The 17543-nt window shown below is 32.7% G+C and carries 15 protein-coding genes and 2 pseudogenes; 6 read left to right on the forward strand and 11 right to left on the reverse strand.

The window, feature by feature from the left end; genetic code table 11:
* Positions 1-39: 39 nt before the first annotated feature.
* The 4 genes from CLRAG_RS08185 to CLRAG_RS08200 all read right to left on the reverse strand — a co-directional run bounded on the left by CLRAG_RS08185 (position 40) and on the right by CLRAG_RS08200 (position 4536).
* Positions 40-1077, reverse strand: a complete 1038-nt coding sequence (locus tag CLRAG_RS08185; RefSeq protein ID WP_476695874.1) for a glycoside hydrolase family 113 — start codon at positions 1075-1077, stop codon at positions 40-42.
* A gap of 440 nt (positions 1078-1517) precedes the next feature.
* Positions 1518-2492, reverse strand: coding sequence for a hypothetical protein (locus CLRAG_RS08190; RefSeq protein WP_065077974.1), 975 nt, complete (start codon positions 2490-2492; stop codon positions 1518-1520).
* Positions 2493-2753: 261 nt separating this feature from the next.
* Positions 2754-3206 (reverse strand): outer membrane protein assembly factor BamE domain-containing protein, encoded by a 453-nt coding sequence (bamE, locus tag CLRAG_RS21065; RefSeq protein WP_065077975.1) that lies wholly within the window; start codon positions 3204-3206, stop codon positions 2754-2756.
* Between the two features lie 205 nt (positions 3207-3411).
* Positions 3412-4536, reverse strand: coding sequence for a radical SAM protein (locus CLRAG_RS08200; RefSeq protein WP_065077976.1), 1125 nt, complete (start codon positions 4534-4536; stop codon positions 3412-3414).
* Positions 4537-5004: 468 nt separating this feature from the next.
* Here CLRAG_RS08200 and CLRAG_RS08205 point away from each other — a divergent pair, with 468 nt between their 5' ends.
* Complete coding sequence (locus CLRAG_RS08205; protein WP_083985619.1) at positions 5005-6627, forward strand: hypothetical protein; 1623 nt, start codon at positions 5005-5007, stop codon at positions 6625-6627.
* Between the two features lie 170 nt (positions 6628-6797).
* Here the strand turns inward: CLRAG_RS08205 and CLRAG_RS08210 are convergent, their stop codons facing one another.
* From CLRAG_RS08210 to CLRAG_RS08225, 3 genes are all read right to left on the reverse strand, one after another.
* Complete coding sequence (locus tag CLRAG_RS08210) at positions 6798-7265, reverse strand: DUF7662 domain-containing protein (protein ID WP_065077977.1); 468 nt, start codon at positions 7263-7265, stop codon at positions 6798-6800.
* A 195-nt stretch (positions 7266-7460) separates the two neighbouring features.
* Positions 7461-8621, reverse strand: a complete 1161-nt coding sequence (locus tag CLRAG_RS08215) for a hypothetical protein (protein WP_065077978.1) — start codon at positions 8619-8621, stop codon at positions 7461-7463.
* 557 nt (positions 8622-9178) lie between these two features.
* Positions 9179-9547, reverse strand: a complete 369-nt coding sequence (locus CLRAG_RS08225) for a hypothetical protein (protein WP_065077980.1) — start codon at positions 9545-9547, stop codon at positions 9179-9181.
* 184 nt (positions 9548-9731) lie between these two features.
* Here CLRAG_RS08225 and CLRAG_RS20145 point away from each other — a divergent pair.
* The 3 genes and pseudogenes from CLRAG_RS20145 to tnpB (CLRAG_RS08235) form a co-directional block, all read left to right on the forward strand.
* Positions 9732-9890 (forward strand): annotated as a pseudogene (locus CLRAG_RS20145) (DUF255 domain-containing protein); the annotation flags it as partial.
* A gap of 338 nt (positions 9891-10228) precedes the next feature.
* Positions 10229-10609 (forward strand): IS66 family insertion sequence element accessory protein TnpA, encoded by a 381-nt coding sequence (gene tnpA / locus CLRAG_RS08230; protein ID WP_065077981.1) that lies wholly within the window; start codon positions 10229-10231, stop codon positions 10607-10609.
* On the forward strand, positions 10599-10835 hold the full coding sequence (gene tnpB, locus CLRAG_RS08235; RefSeq protein WP_083985623.1) for an IS66 family insertion sequence element accessory protein TnpB: 237 nt from the start codon (positions 10599-10601) through the stop codon (positions 10833-10835). The genes tnpA and tnpB (CLRAG_RS08235) overlap by 11 nt, the downstream gene beginning before the upstream one ends.
* 53 nt (positions 10836-10888) lie before the next feature.
* Here the strand turns inward: tnpB (CLRAG_RS08235) and CLRAG_RS08240 are convergent, their stop codons facing one another.
* Genes CLRAG_RS08240 through CLRAG_RS08250 form a run of 3 tightly spaced genes read right to left on the reverse strand, consistent with a single transcriptional unit; the run spans position 10889 to position 14136 of the window.
* Positions 10889-11935 carry a tyrosine-type recombinase/integrase gene (locus tag CLRAG_RS08240; protein WP_065077982.1) on the reverse strand — a complete coding sequence of 349 codons (1047 nt, stop codon included), beginning with the start codon at positions 11933-11935 and terminating at the stop codon, positions 10889-10891.
* A complete protein-coding gene (locus tag CLRAG_RS08245; protein ID WP_065077983.1) occupies positions 11928-12899 on the reverse strand; it encodes a tyrosine-type recombinase/integrase in 972 nt (323 codons plus the stop codon). The genes CLRAG_RS08240 and CLRAG_RS08245 overlap by 8 nt, the downstream gene beginning before the upstream one ends.
* Positions 12889-14136, reverse strand: a complete 1248-nt coding sequence (locus CLRAG_RS08250) for a tyrosine-type recombinase/integrase (RefSeq protein WP_065077984.1) — start codon at positions 14134-14136, stop codon at positions 12889-12891. Before CLRAG_RS08250 ends, CLRAG_RS08245 begins: the two co-directional genes overlap by 11 nt.
* A 154-nt stretch (positions 14137-14290) precedes the next feature.
* Here CLRAG_RS08250 and tnpB (CLRAG_RS21385) point away from each other — a divergent pair.
* Together tnpB (CLRAG_RS21385) and tnpC are read left to right on the forward strand one after the other, a co-directional pair.
* Positions 14291-14464 (forward strand): annotated as a pseudogene (gene tnpB, locus CLRAG_RS21385) (IS66 family insertion sequence element accessory protein TnpB); the annotation flags it as partial.
* A gap of 87 nt (positions 14465-14551) precedes the next feature.
* Positions 14552-16093, forward strand: coding sequence for an IS66 family transposase (gene tnpC, locus CLRAG_RS08255; RefSeq protein WP_065077985.1), 1542 nt, complete (start codon positions 14552-14554; stop codon positions 16091-16093).
* A gap of 260 nt (positions 16094-16353) precedes the next feature.
* Here the strand turns inward: tnpC and CLRAG_RS08260 are convergent, their stop codons facing one another.
* Positions 16354-17280 (reverse strand): DUF475 domain-containing protein, encoded by a 927-nt coding sequence (locus CLRAG_RS08260; RefSeq protein WP_065077986.1) that lies wholly within the window; start codon positions 17278-17280, stop codon positions 16354-16356.
* Positions 17281-17543: the final 263 nt, after the last annotated feature.

Raw genomic sequence — 17543 nt, forward strand, 5'->3', positions numbered from 1 at the left:
AATCCCCTCCTTATGAAATTAATAGCAAAAATAATTTACCTACTGTTCTTTGCTGTACCAATTTCTGATAACTGATGTACTTTGTTCACTAGGGTAATACTTTTTATCTCCCTCTTGGTTACCTATTGCAAATACAGAGAATCCTAAAACCCACGGTTCATTCTCAAACTCTATCTTGTAAGCCTCAAAACAATTAGCTTGCTCAACATTATTTACAGTGCTATTTTCCCGTGGATTCCATGGATGAAAGGATGCTTTATCAGTTTTAGGGAATCCAAGCTCTCCAAAGAAGATAGGTTTATTCCATTTATCATAAAAGTTTTTTATTTCTCGTTTTATATTTTGGTTTCTGACTTGTCCTTTATCAGATACTACTTGAGAACATTCTATTGCACTTACAAGATTTTCAACAGTATTTGTAGGATTATTTGTAAGCTCAAAATAAGCTGCAATAGATATAAAGTCTAATTTTGAAAACAGCTTATTATTTAGCTTATTTTCATAGTCAGTAATACTTTTAGGATCCCATGATGCTGTATCCCACCTATTGGTTCTATAGGTTACTAATCCTTTATAATATTTTCTAACATAATCTATAGTATCACACCAATTCTTTTCTTCGGGTTCTATATTTACAAAGTTGCTTCCTATGTTTAGTACATCTACATTGTATGGATTTGCAATATCATCTATTAATGATTTGAGTACATTTATCTTCCAATTTGAAAAGAAAGCACTTATATTATCTGGATTCCAATCTGTTTCCCTTTCTGCACCTTCAGCTATCCAAGGATAGGGCTCTAATATTATGTTTATATTCTTACCTTTTAATTGTTTTATCAAGCTTATTGCTCTATCCTCACTATCTTTATCAACCTCCATATTACTTGAAGATAGGTTATTTATTTTTATCTTTACAGGTATATTTAAAGTATTTAATTTAAGCTTATCTATATCACTTAAGGCTTGTTTAATATCATAATCTGTAGATAGGTTGCCTGACTTAATCTTTTTTCCGCTTAAGATTTTATTTTCATTACTCTTAATGTTAAATTTCAATTTGCATTCTTTATTCAACGTCTTGCCTTTTGTAGAATGTACCCTACTTCCAATGTTCAATATATAACTTTTTCCTACTGTATATCCACCTTGTGGAGCTGTCACTGTAATTGTTCTGCCATCTTGTCCCAGATGTAATCCTACATTTACTTTAGTACCTTTACTGTCTGTTACTGTTATACCTTGTTTAGTCAAATCGTCCAATCCAATATCACTTGTAAATTTAATTGTCCATGTTTTATTAGAATCTACTGTTTGATTATCTGTAAAGCTTGCTGCTTGTACATTAAACGATATTAGAAAAAAAAGGCTAAAAATAGCTGCCATTAAAATTATATTTTTAAATTTGCTAATTATATTATAGTTATTTACATATTTAACAATTTTCATTTTTTCTCCTTAACCTCCTTTAAATATAGGGACAACTAATTAGCCATCCCTGTATATAATGCAATATTCTAATAAGCTAATACTTGGCAATTCTTATGGGTCCAATTACCTTTTCTATCATCTATATAATATGGTAATTCCAATTTATCTAATAATAGACTTAAAACATTTACATTAAGTATTTTCTTTCCCTGATCCAATGAATTAATATTAGGTTTGAAATTTGGACAACATTTTTGATTATCAACTTTAGTATAAAAACAATAAACACCATCATTTCGTCTGTCTATGCCTAATATAGCTCCTGCTACTGTGTTTAGTTGTCTTTCACTAAAAACTGGTTTTACAACAATTTTCCTTTTTAAAAAATCATACTGTCCACCATCTTTAGCAAACCACTCAATCCATTTGTTAATAATTTTAACAATATACCTTCTAGCATAAAATGGAGAACTTAAGTCATAATTTGATTGCTCCTCAAATAGTTCTTTTGCATAGGCTAATGATAAAGGATACTTTTCACCTAAACTTTCTTCAATGGTATTAATATATTCATAATAGTTACTAATAAATTCATATATAGTATTTATTATATGAAAGTTTTCACTTGCTATGCCTGACTCATTGTATGACATATCCATTAAATTAGTAAGCTCAGATTTAAGAAATTCTTTTTCACCCAATATATTTCTACGTCTTTGCTCATTCATTATCCACTTATGCTGAGTTATACCATTTAGCAATAATGACAAAGATTTACTTGTCTCATCAGCACTTTTATCAAAAGAAGTTAATATAGGTAAAGTTTGATTAGCTGCAATATAAACATGTAATAATTCATGAGAGAAGATATAATCTGAATATAATTCTGGAGTAATATATATTTCAAAATTGCCTTTATCATTACGAATATATTGAGCTTTACTATTACCAATAGGAGGTCTTTGCATTATTACTCGCAGCGTTCTCCCTTCTAAACTCTTTGTTACTTCTTCGTATAACTTCAAGATTTTACTGCTTAAATTTTCTTTCTGCAATTCCATGATAAACATCCCCATTTATATATTTTTTATATCTAAGAAAATTATAGCATATTTTTACATACTAATAACTAAATTGAAAGACATATTTAAACATAAAGAAGTCATAGAGATTAACCTGCAATTTTCGTTTAATAGACTTTTACTATGAATATTAGCAAAAAAAAGAATTACTAGTAACTAACACTAGCAATTCTATCTTATAGTTAGGCTTCTTTATTCTGCCTTATATATTTACGAATAATAGTCTGTACAAGTATTTTATTATAGTTGAGTCCAATTCTTTGTGTATACTTTACCATCAAGGAATGTTATAGTAATAGCTTTCGTTTCAAATGTCTTTTGATAATGATAAAGTTCCATTTTTCCAATTCCAGGTGTATCACTTTCACTTACAGACGTTGGCTTACCTAATAATGCTTCAACTTGTTCTTTTGTCATATCCTTTTGAATTTTATCATAAGTTTCTTTTGTAATTCCTTCGTTTTTATCTTTTTTAGTATTGTTGTCTGTTGATACTGATTTTTGCGGTGTATTGTTTGAACCTGTTTTTGAACCATTTGAAACAGCACTAATAACAATAAATAATGCTGCAATAGCAACAATAACACCCAACGCTATTTTCTTTTTCTTTAATTTTGCACCACAATGAGGACAAATTTTTGCTTTTTTACTAACTTCTTTTCCGCAATCTTTACAATTAATCAAATTACCCATTCTAATCCTCCTAACTCTATTTTTCAGCCAAATTATATCATAAATATAGTATAAGAGATACGTGTAGGTTGTATCATAATATGTTATTGCATAGTAAAGTTAACTATATTTGTAACGCAAAGAAGCCCTCAAGTGCATCACTAACACTCAAGAACTCTCCCTAGCTATATTTTCTTTTCTACAAAAGTGTATAATTAAAGACTTTCTAAAAAATCAACTCTCCTGGTTTATAGCCCTCAGGCAATTCTTCTTCACTTAAAAACTTGAAATTGTCATCACGCAGTATTGGTAAAAATACTGCGTATGGTATCCTAGAAAACTCACAGGAATAGTCACTAGCTCCAAACCACTTGCCCTCTTTGCTGCTCAAGTTCAAGCCTCTGGCAAACTTTGTATGATTTGAGCAATCATGAACTGCTAAATTCCAGTTTTCTTCATCGGCTATTTTCATAAATTTCAAAGTTAATTCCCTACTCCAAATTGGAGATATATATCCTTGCCTTGTAATATACATGTTCTCCCCATAATAATTGTTTATGTTATTCTCATTTAAATGTAATTCTGCACAATTTATAAAATCAAGTTTTGTATCTAAGATTACTTGCTTTTTCTCAAAAAAAGCTTTGAAAAACTCAGGAGTCATTGGAGTTTCAATACCTACATTTTTAATATATTTTTTTGCTATTGCAATATTTTCAATAACTTTGTCTGAACAATTAGTGGCACCCAGGTTGAAACGTATCTCATCAAGACCAGCTTCACCTAATGCTTTCAATGTCTCTTCCGAAGCTAAAGTACCATTTGTATATAGATGTTGATAAATCCCTGCATCATTAAATTTCCTTATTATAGAATAGTATTTTTCAATTTCCATAAATGGCTCTAAATAAACGTAAGAAATACCAGTAGGTTTCTGGTGGATGGAAAGTAATAAATCAATATCCTTCTCATAAAACTTTGTACCTCCAATTTCCCACATACCTTCACCAATTGGAGGCATATCTTCTATCTCTCCATAATCATAACAGAACTTACACTCCAAGTTACATTTGTTGGTTTTCCTAATTGCACTTAAACCAGTTCCAAGCAAACAAGAACGACATCCTTTTGGGAATTTGCTTTCATTTCCCACAAAAAAAGTTCTATTCTTTAAAGCTTTCAAACCTCTAATTTCCGACATTAACGTATCATTTCTATGATCAATTGCTGCTTCAATTTGTGCAAAGGTAGCGTAAATGATTTCTTGTTGTTTTGTCATAACTTCCTCATCCTCTGGTAATATCGAAAAAAATTCAAACCATTTTAACGCATCCTTCTTTGAAATCTTCATAATGTATCCCCCTCTAATTAATCTTCCTGCTGTACTTTTTAACATATTCTTCTTCAAAAAATAAATACACTCCATGTGCTAACTTTTGAAATATATTACCCAAAACACTTTGCTCTATTTATATGTTTTCGCACAGGAAGGCCCTCGAATGTATGTACATTCAAGGGCTTCAAACCATTCATATTACTAACTTTTATCTATAATATGTTCTTATACAATAAAAAAATCTATTGATTTTTTCAAGCTCTCTGCTCAAGATTTTCTTCTATATCTTCTTCACTTTTTTTATTTCAGTTTTTGTCTACTTTTATCCGATGACTATTTGATAATACATTATTTCAAGTATTATTTCAAGTTTTTTCCTCATTTTGGATATAACCACAAGAACGTATCATTTATACATATTAGTGCACGTATTTTACTTACTTAACATAAGATGATAAAAAGTCTTTGAAAGGAAATTATAATATGCATAAGACACATTCTTACTACTTTAACACTCCAATGTATAGTTTTTCCCCCATGTGTAATAGCTGCAAAATGTATTCATGCCCTCACTGCATTAATACACCAATGTATAACCGAAACTTCTCAAGACAATTCTCTAATTGTGCAAATGCTGAGGATACAAAGATAACAGGTTTTATCTCTACATTAGAAGACAGAGGTTTTATTGTTCAGGAAGGAAAACTGAAGTATTTAGATATACTTAAGCTAGTCAGTGAAGGTAAAATTGACACTGCCTTTGCGAACAATGCAGGTGCTCCTTATGCAACCTATCTCCTTCCACCGGCACCAAACCAAGATCCATCTCCAGCTCAGAAACCTCCAAAAGGATATAATCCTCAGGATCCTAATAATTATCCAGCTAATATAGAGTACACAGCACCTGGAATGGACTATAAGCTGCGTGCTGACGAGGCTATTGTATTAATCGGAAAGACCCCACCATCGGCATATAACTTTAGTTACAGAAGTTACCTTGGATTTGTGAAAAACGAACGCTCAAAAGATTACAGTGATACTATTACGGCAGGCAATGACAATACTGGTTTTTATCACAACATCGGTGCCAGCATGGGTGATCAGATCAATAACCATAATATCTGGACTGATAATACACCTTATGGTGCCCCTGGAAATCCGTTCAACAGCTCCACCATCATCATTACAACTGCAGACAGAGGCATTAACAAGCAAATGCGTGATGCTCTAGTTAAATCAGGATTTAATCTAGGTATTATGAACGATGACAACATCCCTATGGGACTTACGAACATTGGGCTTGAAAAGGGAAAAGATACTTTCTCGTTTATAATGAGGGCTGCAATTTGGTTAGATCATGATGCTGGCTGGGATTATATCAATAACCTTAAAAACTATGTGAAGGTATTACGTATTACTCCAAAAACTCCTTATCCCTATCTAAATCTCTGGCCAATACCGAACCTTAAGATGCATGAAACTGGCACCACTGAGTTTCAGATTGTTCCTTATGCAAGAAATGGACTAAATTACTTACGAAATGAGATAATTAGGAAATATGAAAATGAAGAATATGAACCTATAGATCTGGATTCAAAACTCTGGATACTTGATGGTTATGAGGGAATATTACAGGATGTTCCTGTGTATTATGATAACAGAGATGGCCTCTATATAAGGACAGACAAATTCCAACTAAAAACTGATGAGGATTTTGTGATACTATATGGCGTTGACCACGTACAATCCGGATTGGCAACATTTTTCAACATAAGCTTTTACGGCGAAGAGCTCTGGAACGGCGTTGTCGGAGCTAATATTACAGATAACTCAAAGTACCCAGCCACCGAGTATTTCCCTAAAGATTATAAGAACTCGAAATACTATTATGCAGTAAAGATGGCAAGAAAAGTTGAGGAAGGTAACGAAGTTATAATACCCTACAGTACCGGTAACCCCTCTGGATCAGCATACGGTGTTGATAACAATGAGGACGCTTATGTAGGCTTTAGGATTTATACAAACCCAGAAACAAATGTTGCCCCAGCTATCTTTGATGTTATCTGGAGTCGGGCAATTTTATTTAGGAAAAAGGAAAAACAATAATAGAAATATGTTATAGAAGATGATTACAGAATTCAATACTGAGACAATATTAAATATTGGATTCTGTTACCTAATCCTTTAACTCAAGCAGCCGACATGACCTACCCTTTATACCTGTCACTTCAGGGAAAATACTTCATAGATTTAGTTTCATAGGCTCTTATCATATCCTATTTGTCAAAAACATTATTCTCATCAAATCTCTTTTCTCTATTTTCCTTAAAAAATTTATAACAATGCTCCCATGATTTATATCGTGCATCTTTAATTCTGCTAATTTCTTCATGGAATTTTTTGATTTCCTTAATTATAAAATCAGTATTAATATTTTTCTTAGAATTTTGGAACTCTATAGATTTTATTTTAGATTGAGGTTTTTTTACACTATCATTAACTTTTATAAACGAAACAACTTTTTTCTTTAAATCCAAACTTTCAAGCTTATATCCTTCATTTATCCATGTATTAGGAAAAGTATGTGTATTATCTGCATGCCAATATGCTACATATTTATAAGCAGAAGGACTTAATGGAAACCCCAACATTTGTTCTATTTCATTAAGTGTTAAATATATATTTTTTTCTGAGCATGATTTAAAATAATTTTCTAGTTGTAAAAATTTATTCCCTTTTCCCATTATAAAAAACTCCTCATATTACTTTTACATAATTATCTCCATATTAGTCTAAAACAATTAAGTCATAACTAATTGTAGTATATCATGGAATTTAAGTAAATTAAATCATTTGCTTCTATCGTGTAAATCCTTATTTAGAAAAAATCTTATCAATGTCTAAATCTGTTAATTCCTTTATTATTTCATTGTTTGTCATCACTGCGTTTTGCTATATGACATGTGTAGATCTCCTCGAAGCATATTTGTTCCAATATCACTTTGGTCGAAGCAACGCCGCTTCTCATATTTTCCGATACCGACAATCCGGATGTCTCCTCCTCCTTGATAATTTGGCCAAACTGTGACTATGTTCTTACGTCGTCCGTGTGGGGAAACTGCCTCACAAATATACTCTCCTTTTTTTCTCTTGATGCATATGAATGATTTTTCTTTATAAATTCCCAGTTCCGCAAGCTCATCAATAATTATTTTGAGTAACGGCGGATAGGATGTATCCTTCTCTTTAATTTGAATTTCTGCAAAATCAGACAATTCAAGGTTCCTTTTGTAAGAGTGTTCGGTTTCTTTCATATCTGCTTTTGTATTCACTAGACTACTAGCAGTCTGTACACCAAATAGATTGCAACCTGGCATACTTAAACGATTATTCCAGAATATATCGAAATAAATGACATAAAATTCCGCTCCGAGCACCATACTTATTTCATTCGCCTTTTTCACAAGGTATCGCTGCATATCGTCGAACAAGGGTTTTTTTCTAATTTCCCCGAACGAAGAACCACGTGTCAAACCCCATCGATAAATACTTTCATTATCAAAAATGGATTCATTCTTAATAATCCAACTGTCTATCGGCAGAAAGAGTAACGGGGTTAGTAGCTTTCGAGTTTCATTATCAATTTCACTAGCCATGGACACGATATGCTCCAGATAGAGTTCCACCACCTTTCGAATTCGGTTATATGATTCTTCTATCAAAGTAGGTGTAGTATAAGCGAGAAGCGCCTCTTGTAGATTCATATACAATTCATGCTCAAATGTATCCATTGCTTCCTTTGTTCGAATATGTGAATGAATTTCGTTGATAATCCGGTATTTTCTCGAGAGAAAAAATTCATCACACACTTCCATTGCTTTTTTCTTATTTTCATAGAAATTGCCATAAGTAAGTTTTTTCCCAAATGCTTGTGTCGTGTTTAAATTCACTGCTTTTTTTTGAGTGCCATTAACTGTTACGCCTCTGATGATATCCTCATATTTATAAAGGACAGAAGGCTTCAGAAAGATTGTTTCTGAAGATTGCAAAGCCTGCTTGAGGATGGAAAGTCCTTTTAAACTTCTTTCAAACGTACTCATCATTTTTTCCCCCTATATCAGAAAATTTTTAATGCACTAATTTCTATATTCCCCTGCTCTTTTGCCAAAAAAACATCTAATCTGTTCTGTCGTGAGAAGCAAATATCTAACCTATTCTTCACTATCTAATAGAAGTAAATCCTTGAGTCATTTGGGTAAGTGATTCACCTTTTTGAACTCTAGAATTTTCTTTGCAACTTCGGCAGCATCTTATTCCCGCCAAAACTAATCTTTAGTATAACAGGTACTGTTGCAGTATTTTCGTTTCAATTCTGCTGCGGTGGGGTTATTTGTATAAATATATATAATCCAGCTTACCTCTATACAAATCAAAAGCTTTACCCTCTTTGCATAAAGAATCTTCAATTTGCGAATATGGACTATTTTTATTAAGCCCATATTTAAATAAAATCCTACTGTCCATATTAGGGATAATATTAGATATTATCATTTTATCAAAAACAATATCTTTTCTAAGTGTAGTTAATGTTAAGTATTTTAATGATAAAGCCAATCTTTGACCTTGTTCTACTTCTAAGATTAATCTACCTTCTTTTTCATATTTCTTGGCTACTATATAACATATTTTTCAATCCCTTTTTAGCTTCTGTTCCTGCTTCATTTCTATCACTATAATCCAAAGATATATCATCAACTTTAAAAGACGGCAACAATACCCATCTTGCAGTCTGTAGTGCAACCGCCGTCCACAAGAACACCTGATCTTTCGGATTCAAAATTGAGGTCTTTTTTACAAACTCAGCATCAATATCTGAAAAAATCTCATCCAAATTTTCATGATTCTCAAGCATTTTATTATTAACTTCAACAAACTCATTCATATTTGAGACGACACTTTTTGATATTTCTTGCCCATTCGTAACAGCAGTATTCAATTCATTATTTATCTTTCTATATTTTCTCAAATTAACATCACCTTCTCACCTATAGCTCATCATTAGGCTTTTCTTCTATATTTACTTTAATTATATACCAGTACAATGACATTGACTGTCAGTATTAATGAAAATTTGCTGACTTTATTTTTTGAATAATTTCCTTTTTAGAAGATAAATCTATAATAAAAATATATTACTAGGAGGTGGTATTATGAACCTAACAAGTATGCCCAATAGATTAATAAATGAGAACTCTTCATACTTGCTTCAACATGCACACAATCCAGTAAACTGGTATTTCTGGGGAGAAGAAGCATTTATCAAGGCAAAATCAGAAGATAATCCTGTATTTTTATCTATTAGGTACAGCTAGGTTCGTCTCTGTACGTGCCATTGGCGTCTTATCATAATATTTTCAATTATGAGAAAACTTATTAATCTGGAAAGTCCGAATCATTATTATCTTCATCGCCTGTGTAATATTCATATCCGTATCATATATATCATAATATTTATCACAAATTTTATAATTTGATTCGTCAATATCTAGTTCTTGTAATATACACTCATCAATACCATTCTTTACTTCAATCGTAAGCGTCAAATAAGAAGTTGGATAGAAAGTGTTTAAAAAATGTGAGATAATCTTCTAAAATAAGTTTTAAAGTTTTTAAAGTTAACTTGAAAAACTTTAATAGGAGATTTTAAATGGATGTACAAAAAACAACACAGGATTATAGAATGAATAAATGGATTAAGACCATACGTGAATGCATGGATAGTGGAGAAAATGTATCTTCCTGGTGCAGGAATAATGGAATTAAGGCAAACAGTTATTACTACTGGCTAAGGAAAATACGTGCTGCTGCCTGTAAAGCACTGCCTTCAATAAACCATCAGGGACAAATAGTTCCAATGGATATGCCCAAAATATCTAATGTCATTTCTACAGATACAGCTTATGTTCCTTCAGGAACATCCCAAGCTGATGTTATTGTCCATTTAGGCTCTGCAGTACTTGAAATTCACAACAGTGCCTCAGAAAGTTTAATTCAAAATATTATAAAGGTGCTCAGAAATGTTGGGTGATATTTCAAAAGCAGAGAAGGTATATATTGCAACTGGATATACAGATATGAGAAAATCCATTGATGGACTTGCTGCAATTGTACAGCAGAATTTTGAGCTGAATCCATTCCAAAATAGCTTATTTTTATTCTGCGGTCGGAAGAGAGATAGAATGAAAGCATTATATTTATTCCGATGTCGGAATAAATATAATTATTACGATATTTTAGTTATTCCGATGTTTTGAGCAAAAATAAGATAAGCCCCTCGCTTTGCATTAAAAACATCGGAATAATTATTTTAAATCAATCCATACAGTTGACGTATGACATTTTCATCGGTCTTCCAAATAGGAGTATTGCTGGTTGGAGCTTCAGGCAATACCTTGTTTTTTGATATTTTTTCTATGGCCTTTCTTTTCATTTCGGTATCCGCATATGCATAAATCAATGTTGACTGAAGTGAACTGTGTCCCATATATTCAGAAAGTAGCTGCAAGGGCATTCCATTTCTATATAGATGCATCGCTCTGGAATGTCTAAATAAATGTGGTGTTATCCTCTCAGGTATGTCAATACATTGTTCTCTGGCTTTACAGGCATACTGGTTCAAAAATCTTGCTACATTATCATCAGACATCTTCAATCGTTTTCCATGAATTACTGTATAAAATAAATACTCCTGTTTGTTTATGCTCTCTAATGGATGAAAAGCATCCATGTATCTTCTTAACTGTTCAACTGTTTTGTCCATTAGTGGTACAAGTCGTACTTTATTTCCCTTTCCCTCAAGTCGGATAGTAGGTGTTTTCCCTTTCAAATTTAATGAATCTACTTTTAATGAAAGCATTTCTCCATTTCTTGCAGCGCAATCATACATGGTAACCATGAAACAAAGATCTCGTATTCCTTTTTTCTTATGGGTATTGGGCTGCAAAAACAAGGTTTTCATGGCATTCTCAGATAAAAAACCTACAGGGATTTTTTGTTCCCTTATTGTAGAAATGGATTGTATCTCAAGTGATACAGAAGTTATCTCTGGATATATCATTCGTGCATATTTAAGAAATGCCCGTAATGAAAAAAGACGCTGATTGCGTGTTGATACAGAAACCTTTGATACATCGGAAATATAGTCCAAGTAAGCACTGATATTTTGCTGGTTCCAATCAGAAAAAGAAATTTTTTCAAATGCCAGATGCTTCTCATGCGCTAAGTAAGTTAGAAATTGATTAAGACAATGCCGGTAAGAGATAATTGTATTATCGCTTACCCCTTTTTGTTTTGGCAAAAATACTGTCAGATAATTCCGAACTGTTTTATAAAAAACACTACTATCTTTAGTCATCTAACGACACCTCCGGTATCAAATAATTAAATTGCTTCAAATTTATTCCAGTCATATTTGTAAAGGCTTCAGGGACAAGATGCAGATAATACAATGTATTTTCAATTTTTTCATGTCCCATATAGGAACTTAGACATGGCAAAAGAGTGTCAATATCCTTTCCTTCTTTTATCCATTTGTAGATTCGGAAAGTGGCAAATGTATGGCGAAAACTATATAGATTAACTTCCTTTGAACCAGCTGCTTTTATATCTGCTAACTCTCTGCAATGGCTAAATAAGTATTTCTGAGTGTCATAAGTCATGAATCTTCCTTTACGGTCAATAAATAATGCAGTACTTTCAGGAAAGAATAGAGATATTTCTTTCAGATATATTACAGTAAGCCTTATCAACTCTTGAGGAATAATAATAAATCTTTCTTTATGCCCTTTTGATTCTCTTATAAATATCCTGCCTGTTTTTAAGTTAACATCTTCTTTGTGAAGGCATCGAGCTTCCCGAGGGCGTAATCCACAGCAATACATATATCGGAACATTACTGGCGCAACCAAATGGCGTACAGCTGACTGATAATATGGTGACATATGGTCAACCACTGTAAAAAACTGTTGAAGGCTAGCATCTGAAAAAACATACGGAATTTTAGGCATCGAATTACCATGCAATCCATCAGGTAAGATAAAAGCATTTATACCTTTTTGAACTAGGTATTTTCCAAACTGACGCAGAGGAGTAATCCTGCTGATGAAACCATTTGAGTTTTCAACTTGACGGATACATGACCATTCCATGGCAATATCTGAATTTAGTATTTCTGCATTCGGATATTTATCAGAGCAAAAACGATCAAAATCCATCAGATAGTAAGCACCATTTTTATAAGGATGCCCAAATTCTCTCTTAAAATTAAGGAATTCCGATAGCTGCTTAGAAAAACCACTTCTAAATATTTCATTCTGCATACTGGTCCTCCCATAAAGAAGGAAGGCTTTTTAAATCAAGAGGACATTCTGCCAGTAACTCCTCAGAGTAGGATATATACAGTTGCGTTGCAGAAGTACCATCATGTCCAAGTATCTGTGATACCAATTCAAGACTGCTCCCGCTTTCCATTAATTCAGTTCCAAGACTCCTACGGAATGTATGCATACCAAGCTTATCTTTAGGGCTTCTTTTGATACCTGCTAAATCCATATACTTTTCGAGCCGCAGACATAAAAGGGAAGATGTTATTTTTGTATTGAAGTAGGTTTCTTTTAGGAAGACAAATGGTAAATCAGAGTGCCCTCTGGCATGAAGAATGTAATTAGCCACGGCGTTTCCGGTTTTATTCTTAAATGGAATTATAAGTGGTCGCCCTGTTTTGTTCTGTACAATAGAAATACAGGAATGATACCAGTCTATGTCTTTTAGTTTCAGTGATGAAATATCGGAACTTCTCAGTCCGCAGTCAGATGCAATTGAAAAAATGGCATAATCCCTTTTTCCTAAAATAGTACTAGTATCAATTGCTTCCAGTATACGATTTTTTTCTTCCAATGAAAAAATTCTGTACATTCTTCGATGAGGTGATACGGGATTTTTTAATACATACGAAAAATCTTTTGATACGATACATTCCTGATAAAGGTATAGGACAAAACTTTTTAATGATGAGATGACCGTTTTTAGTCCTGCAGGTCTTTTGATATTCATAAAACGAAGAAAGGCAAGCAGCTTCTCCTCATTTATTTTTTCAAGATTTTTATTCTGATAATTTTCAAGATAAATCATAAACTGTCGTACGATTCCTTTTGTTCGGTAAGCGATGGATTCTGCATGATCCCTGCTGTAATTCTGTATGAATTTTTGCAAAACGACTTCATTTTTTTGAATAGCATACCTCTTTTCGTATTGTGGAAGCTGCTTCCAGCTCAACACCCCATAATAGATGTAATCAGAAATTTTTGAAAGCACTCTTCGCAATCGTAAAAGTTTATCACGTGATATTTTGCCATCTGCGTAATCCTTGTCTATTAATCTCATGCTTCCTTTCAATTGATCTGTAACATTGAAACAATTGCAGAACTTACTCAAATAGTCATTTTCTAGTGAATGAAATACATATTTGTAACGTTTTACAGTAACATTACAGTATTTCAAATCCTGAGTAAGCCTCTGGCTGAATTTGTTCCAGTCTGGTAAGACATTGTGTACCATAATAGTAACCTCCTGTTTTTTAAATCAGATTAAAATCTGCTAAAAACAGTATACCAGTAGTTATTCCGATATTTATACTACAGGTTTTTTGTATTCATATACCTTTTTGAAAAACATCGGAATAACTAAAATATCGTAATAATTATATTGGGAGGGTGATGGCTTTGTACTTCTTTATAAAAGGTTAGAAAATGGACGTTTTCAGTGGCCCCAGGATGTACAGGCAGTAAAATGCATAACTCCCCGGGAATTTCGATGGCTCCTGGAAGGACTGTCATTGAATCAGCCGAAGGCTGTAAAAAAGGTAGATGTACAAAATGCCCTCTAGTGTCAGAGAAATCTGAAATCATGCGGTTTTATAGAAATTCATGGTATAATAATATATATAAAAAATAGTAAAGGAACTGTCTCAATTATGTATACCAAAAATGAAATTCTAGAGCTTAAAAATCGCATAATACAGCTGGAAAAGGAGAATAAAACCCTCCATGAGACAGTTGAATTTTTAACACACAAGTTATTTGGCAGGAGCAGTGAAAAAACATCTGTAATTGCAGGCCAGATAAACCTTTTTAATGAAGTAGAAACAGAAAGCAAGCCGTCTGCGCCAGAACCAACCTTACAGGAAGTAGCAAACTACCGACGTAAGAAATTCAATGGACAACGGGCAGAACTTCTAAAAGATATTCCCCATGATACAGTAATTTGTGGTCTTGAAGAAGACGAACGTTTCTGTGAAAAATGTGGAACATCTCTAGTAAGCATTGGCAGAGAATTTATTCGCACAGAATTAGAATTTATTCCAGCAAAAGTTCGTGTTATTGACTATTATCGGGAATCTTACGAATGCAGGAAATGCAGAAAAGAAGGATTGCCTTATATAGAGAAATCACCAATGCCGTACCCTGTAGTACAGCATTCAATGGCTTCACCATCTACTGTTGCCCATATCATGTATGAGAAGTTTGTAGATGCCCTTCCTCTATACCGTCAGGAGAAAGAATGGGAGTCACTGGGGGTAAAGTTAAGCCGTGCAACAATGAGTAACTGGATTATGGTTGCAGCTAGAGATTGGCTGATACCACTTACAAAATTGATGCACCAGAAACTTATTGAAGAAAAATATTTGCATGCAGATGAGACGCCTGTACAGGTACTTATGGAGCCTGGAAGGAAAAACACATCTGAATCCTATATGTGGGTATACAGTACGTATGCAGGAAGCCAAACACCGATAAGGTTGTTTGATTACAAGCCTTCAAGAAGTGGAAATTGTCCACAAAAATTTTTAAAAGGTTTTAAAGGATACCTTCATACCGACTGTTATAGTGGGTACAATAAAGTACCTGAAGTAATAAGATGCCTGTGCTGGACACATCTTAGAAGGTATTTTGTTGAAGCACTTCCTAAAGACATAAAAAGTCCAGAAGCTACACTTCCGGCAATAGGAATTGACTTTTGCAATAAACTTTTTTCAGAAGAGAAACTACTTGTCAATCTTACACCTGATGAGCGAAAAATGAAGCGTCTTGAAACGGAAAAACCGATTCTTGAGGCCTTTTGGAGATGGGCTAATTCTATAAAACAGAGCTGTCTTCCAAAATCAAGACTCGGTAAGGCAGTAGATTATGCAGTAAAGAATAAAGAAGGATTTATGAACTATCTGATAGATGGAAATTGTGCGATTTCAAACAACCTATCAGAAAATAGCATAAGACCGTTTACGATAGGAAGAAAAAACTGGCTTTTTAGTGGAAGTCCAAGGGGAGCTGAAGCCAGTGCAGCAGTTTATAGTATAATTGAAACGGCTAAAGCTAACGACCTTGAGCCCTATAGTTATCTCAAGTTTTTGTTTAAAAATTTACCAGGTGTTCAATTTGAAGCACATCCAGAATTCTTGGATGAATACCTGCCATGGGACCAATGGGTTCAATCTTCATGTAAAAAGAAAGCATAATAAATTACGACCATTTTAACGAATGGTCGTTTATTTTTTATGCTTATACACCGGGTAGTTTATCGCTTACCTTCAATCATAATTTTATGGTAGTATTTTTTTAATTCAGTAATTATTTGACGCTTACAATTGAATTTCTATTACCTCTCTATTTATTTCTAAATGCAAAAAAGCCTATACCATTACAGATACAGACTTTAGTCATATAATAAAAAATTTATGTACTCAAACTAATCAAATATTAACATATATTTTAATTTTCACAACAGATTTTTTTCAACATACATTTTTGATTTAAAGAAAAAAAATATTATTATTAAAATCGTAAATAAAGGTGAAATGTATTCAGGTACTTCAACGTGAAATCCTTCAAGAACCATAACAATGCCAAGACACAGTACTGAGTACATAGCTCCGTTTTTAAGATAAATATATTTTTTAATTTTCTCTATACTTCCCATTGTAATCTTTCTAACAACAATAGCCCCTAGACCATTCCCCAATATAATTAATGGAATTGACATTGTAAATGCAAATGCCCCTAAAACTCCATCAATTGAAAAGGTAGTATCTATTATCTCCAAGTACAATATTTTACTTATATCTGACATTTCGCTAGTATTGTTTAGCAATTTTTTCTCGTTTTCTTCGGCATTTTTTTTAAATCCATCAGTTATAAAAAAGGCAGATGATCCAATTACAGCCGATAAAGCAAGTACTGGATTGTATTTTAAAGCTAATGCTACAATACCAACTAAAATAACTGAAACAACAGCATAAAACCAAGTACCATTTTTTAAAAAGAATTCTTCAGTTACAAGTCCTAAATGCTTATCTTCAATAAATAACCAATGAAGAAACAAGAATACAAGAAACACCCCGCCTCCAAGCATAAGTATAGGTGTTGAATATTCTATAGATTCTATTATATGTGGATCATTTGAGAAAGTTGCAGTTAATGCTCCAATAGGTCCAAGAGATTGATTTGTAACCCATACAATAGCCCAAGGCAATAATCCTCTTACTATAAATACTGCAAATAATATTCCATATAATAAGAACCACTTTTTTGCCTTTTCAGACATGGTTGATAAAACTTCAGCATTTATTACAGCATTATCTATACTTGAAACTACTTCAAATAAACATAAACCTATTATGATCAAAACAATTGATATAATTTCCATAAAAATTGATCCCTTCAAATAAAAATTTCAGTTTTTAAATGAGCAAGCATATTATTATTATTCACTTTATTTTTTTATATATTTACCTTTTATGATTTATTTAACTTTGCATCTAGGAGAAAATATTACCTTAAGATTTGTTTTGGGCAGAATTTTGATTATTGGAGAAGTACTATTTAGCATTATCGGCAAAGACAAAGAAATTTCAGATTCTAAAATCTCCTCCGCTGCATAATTATTTAAAGTTTCTCTATACAAATACC

The organism is Clostridium ragsdalei P11 (assembly GCF_001675165.1).
In the GTDB taxonomy this organism is placed as follows: Bacteria; Bacillota; Clostridia; order Clostridiales; family Clostridiaceae; genus Clostridium_B; species Clostridium_B ragsdalei.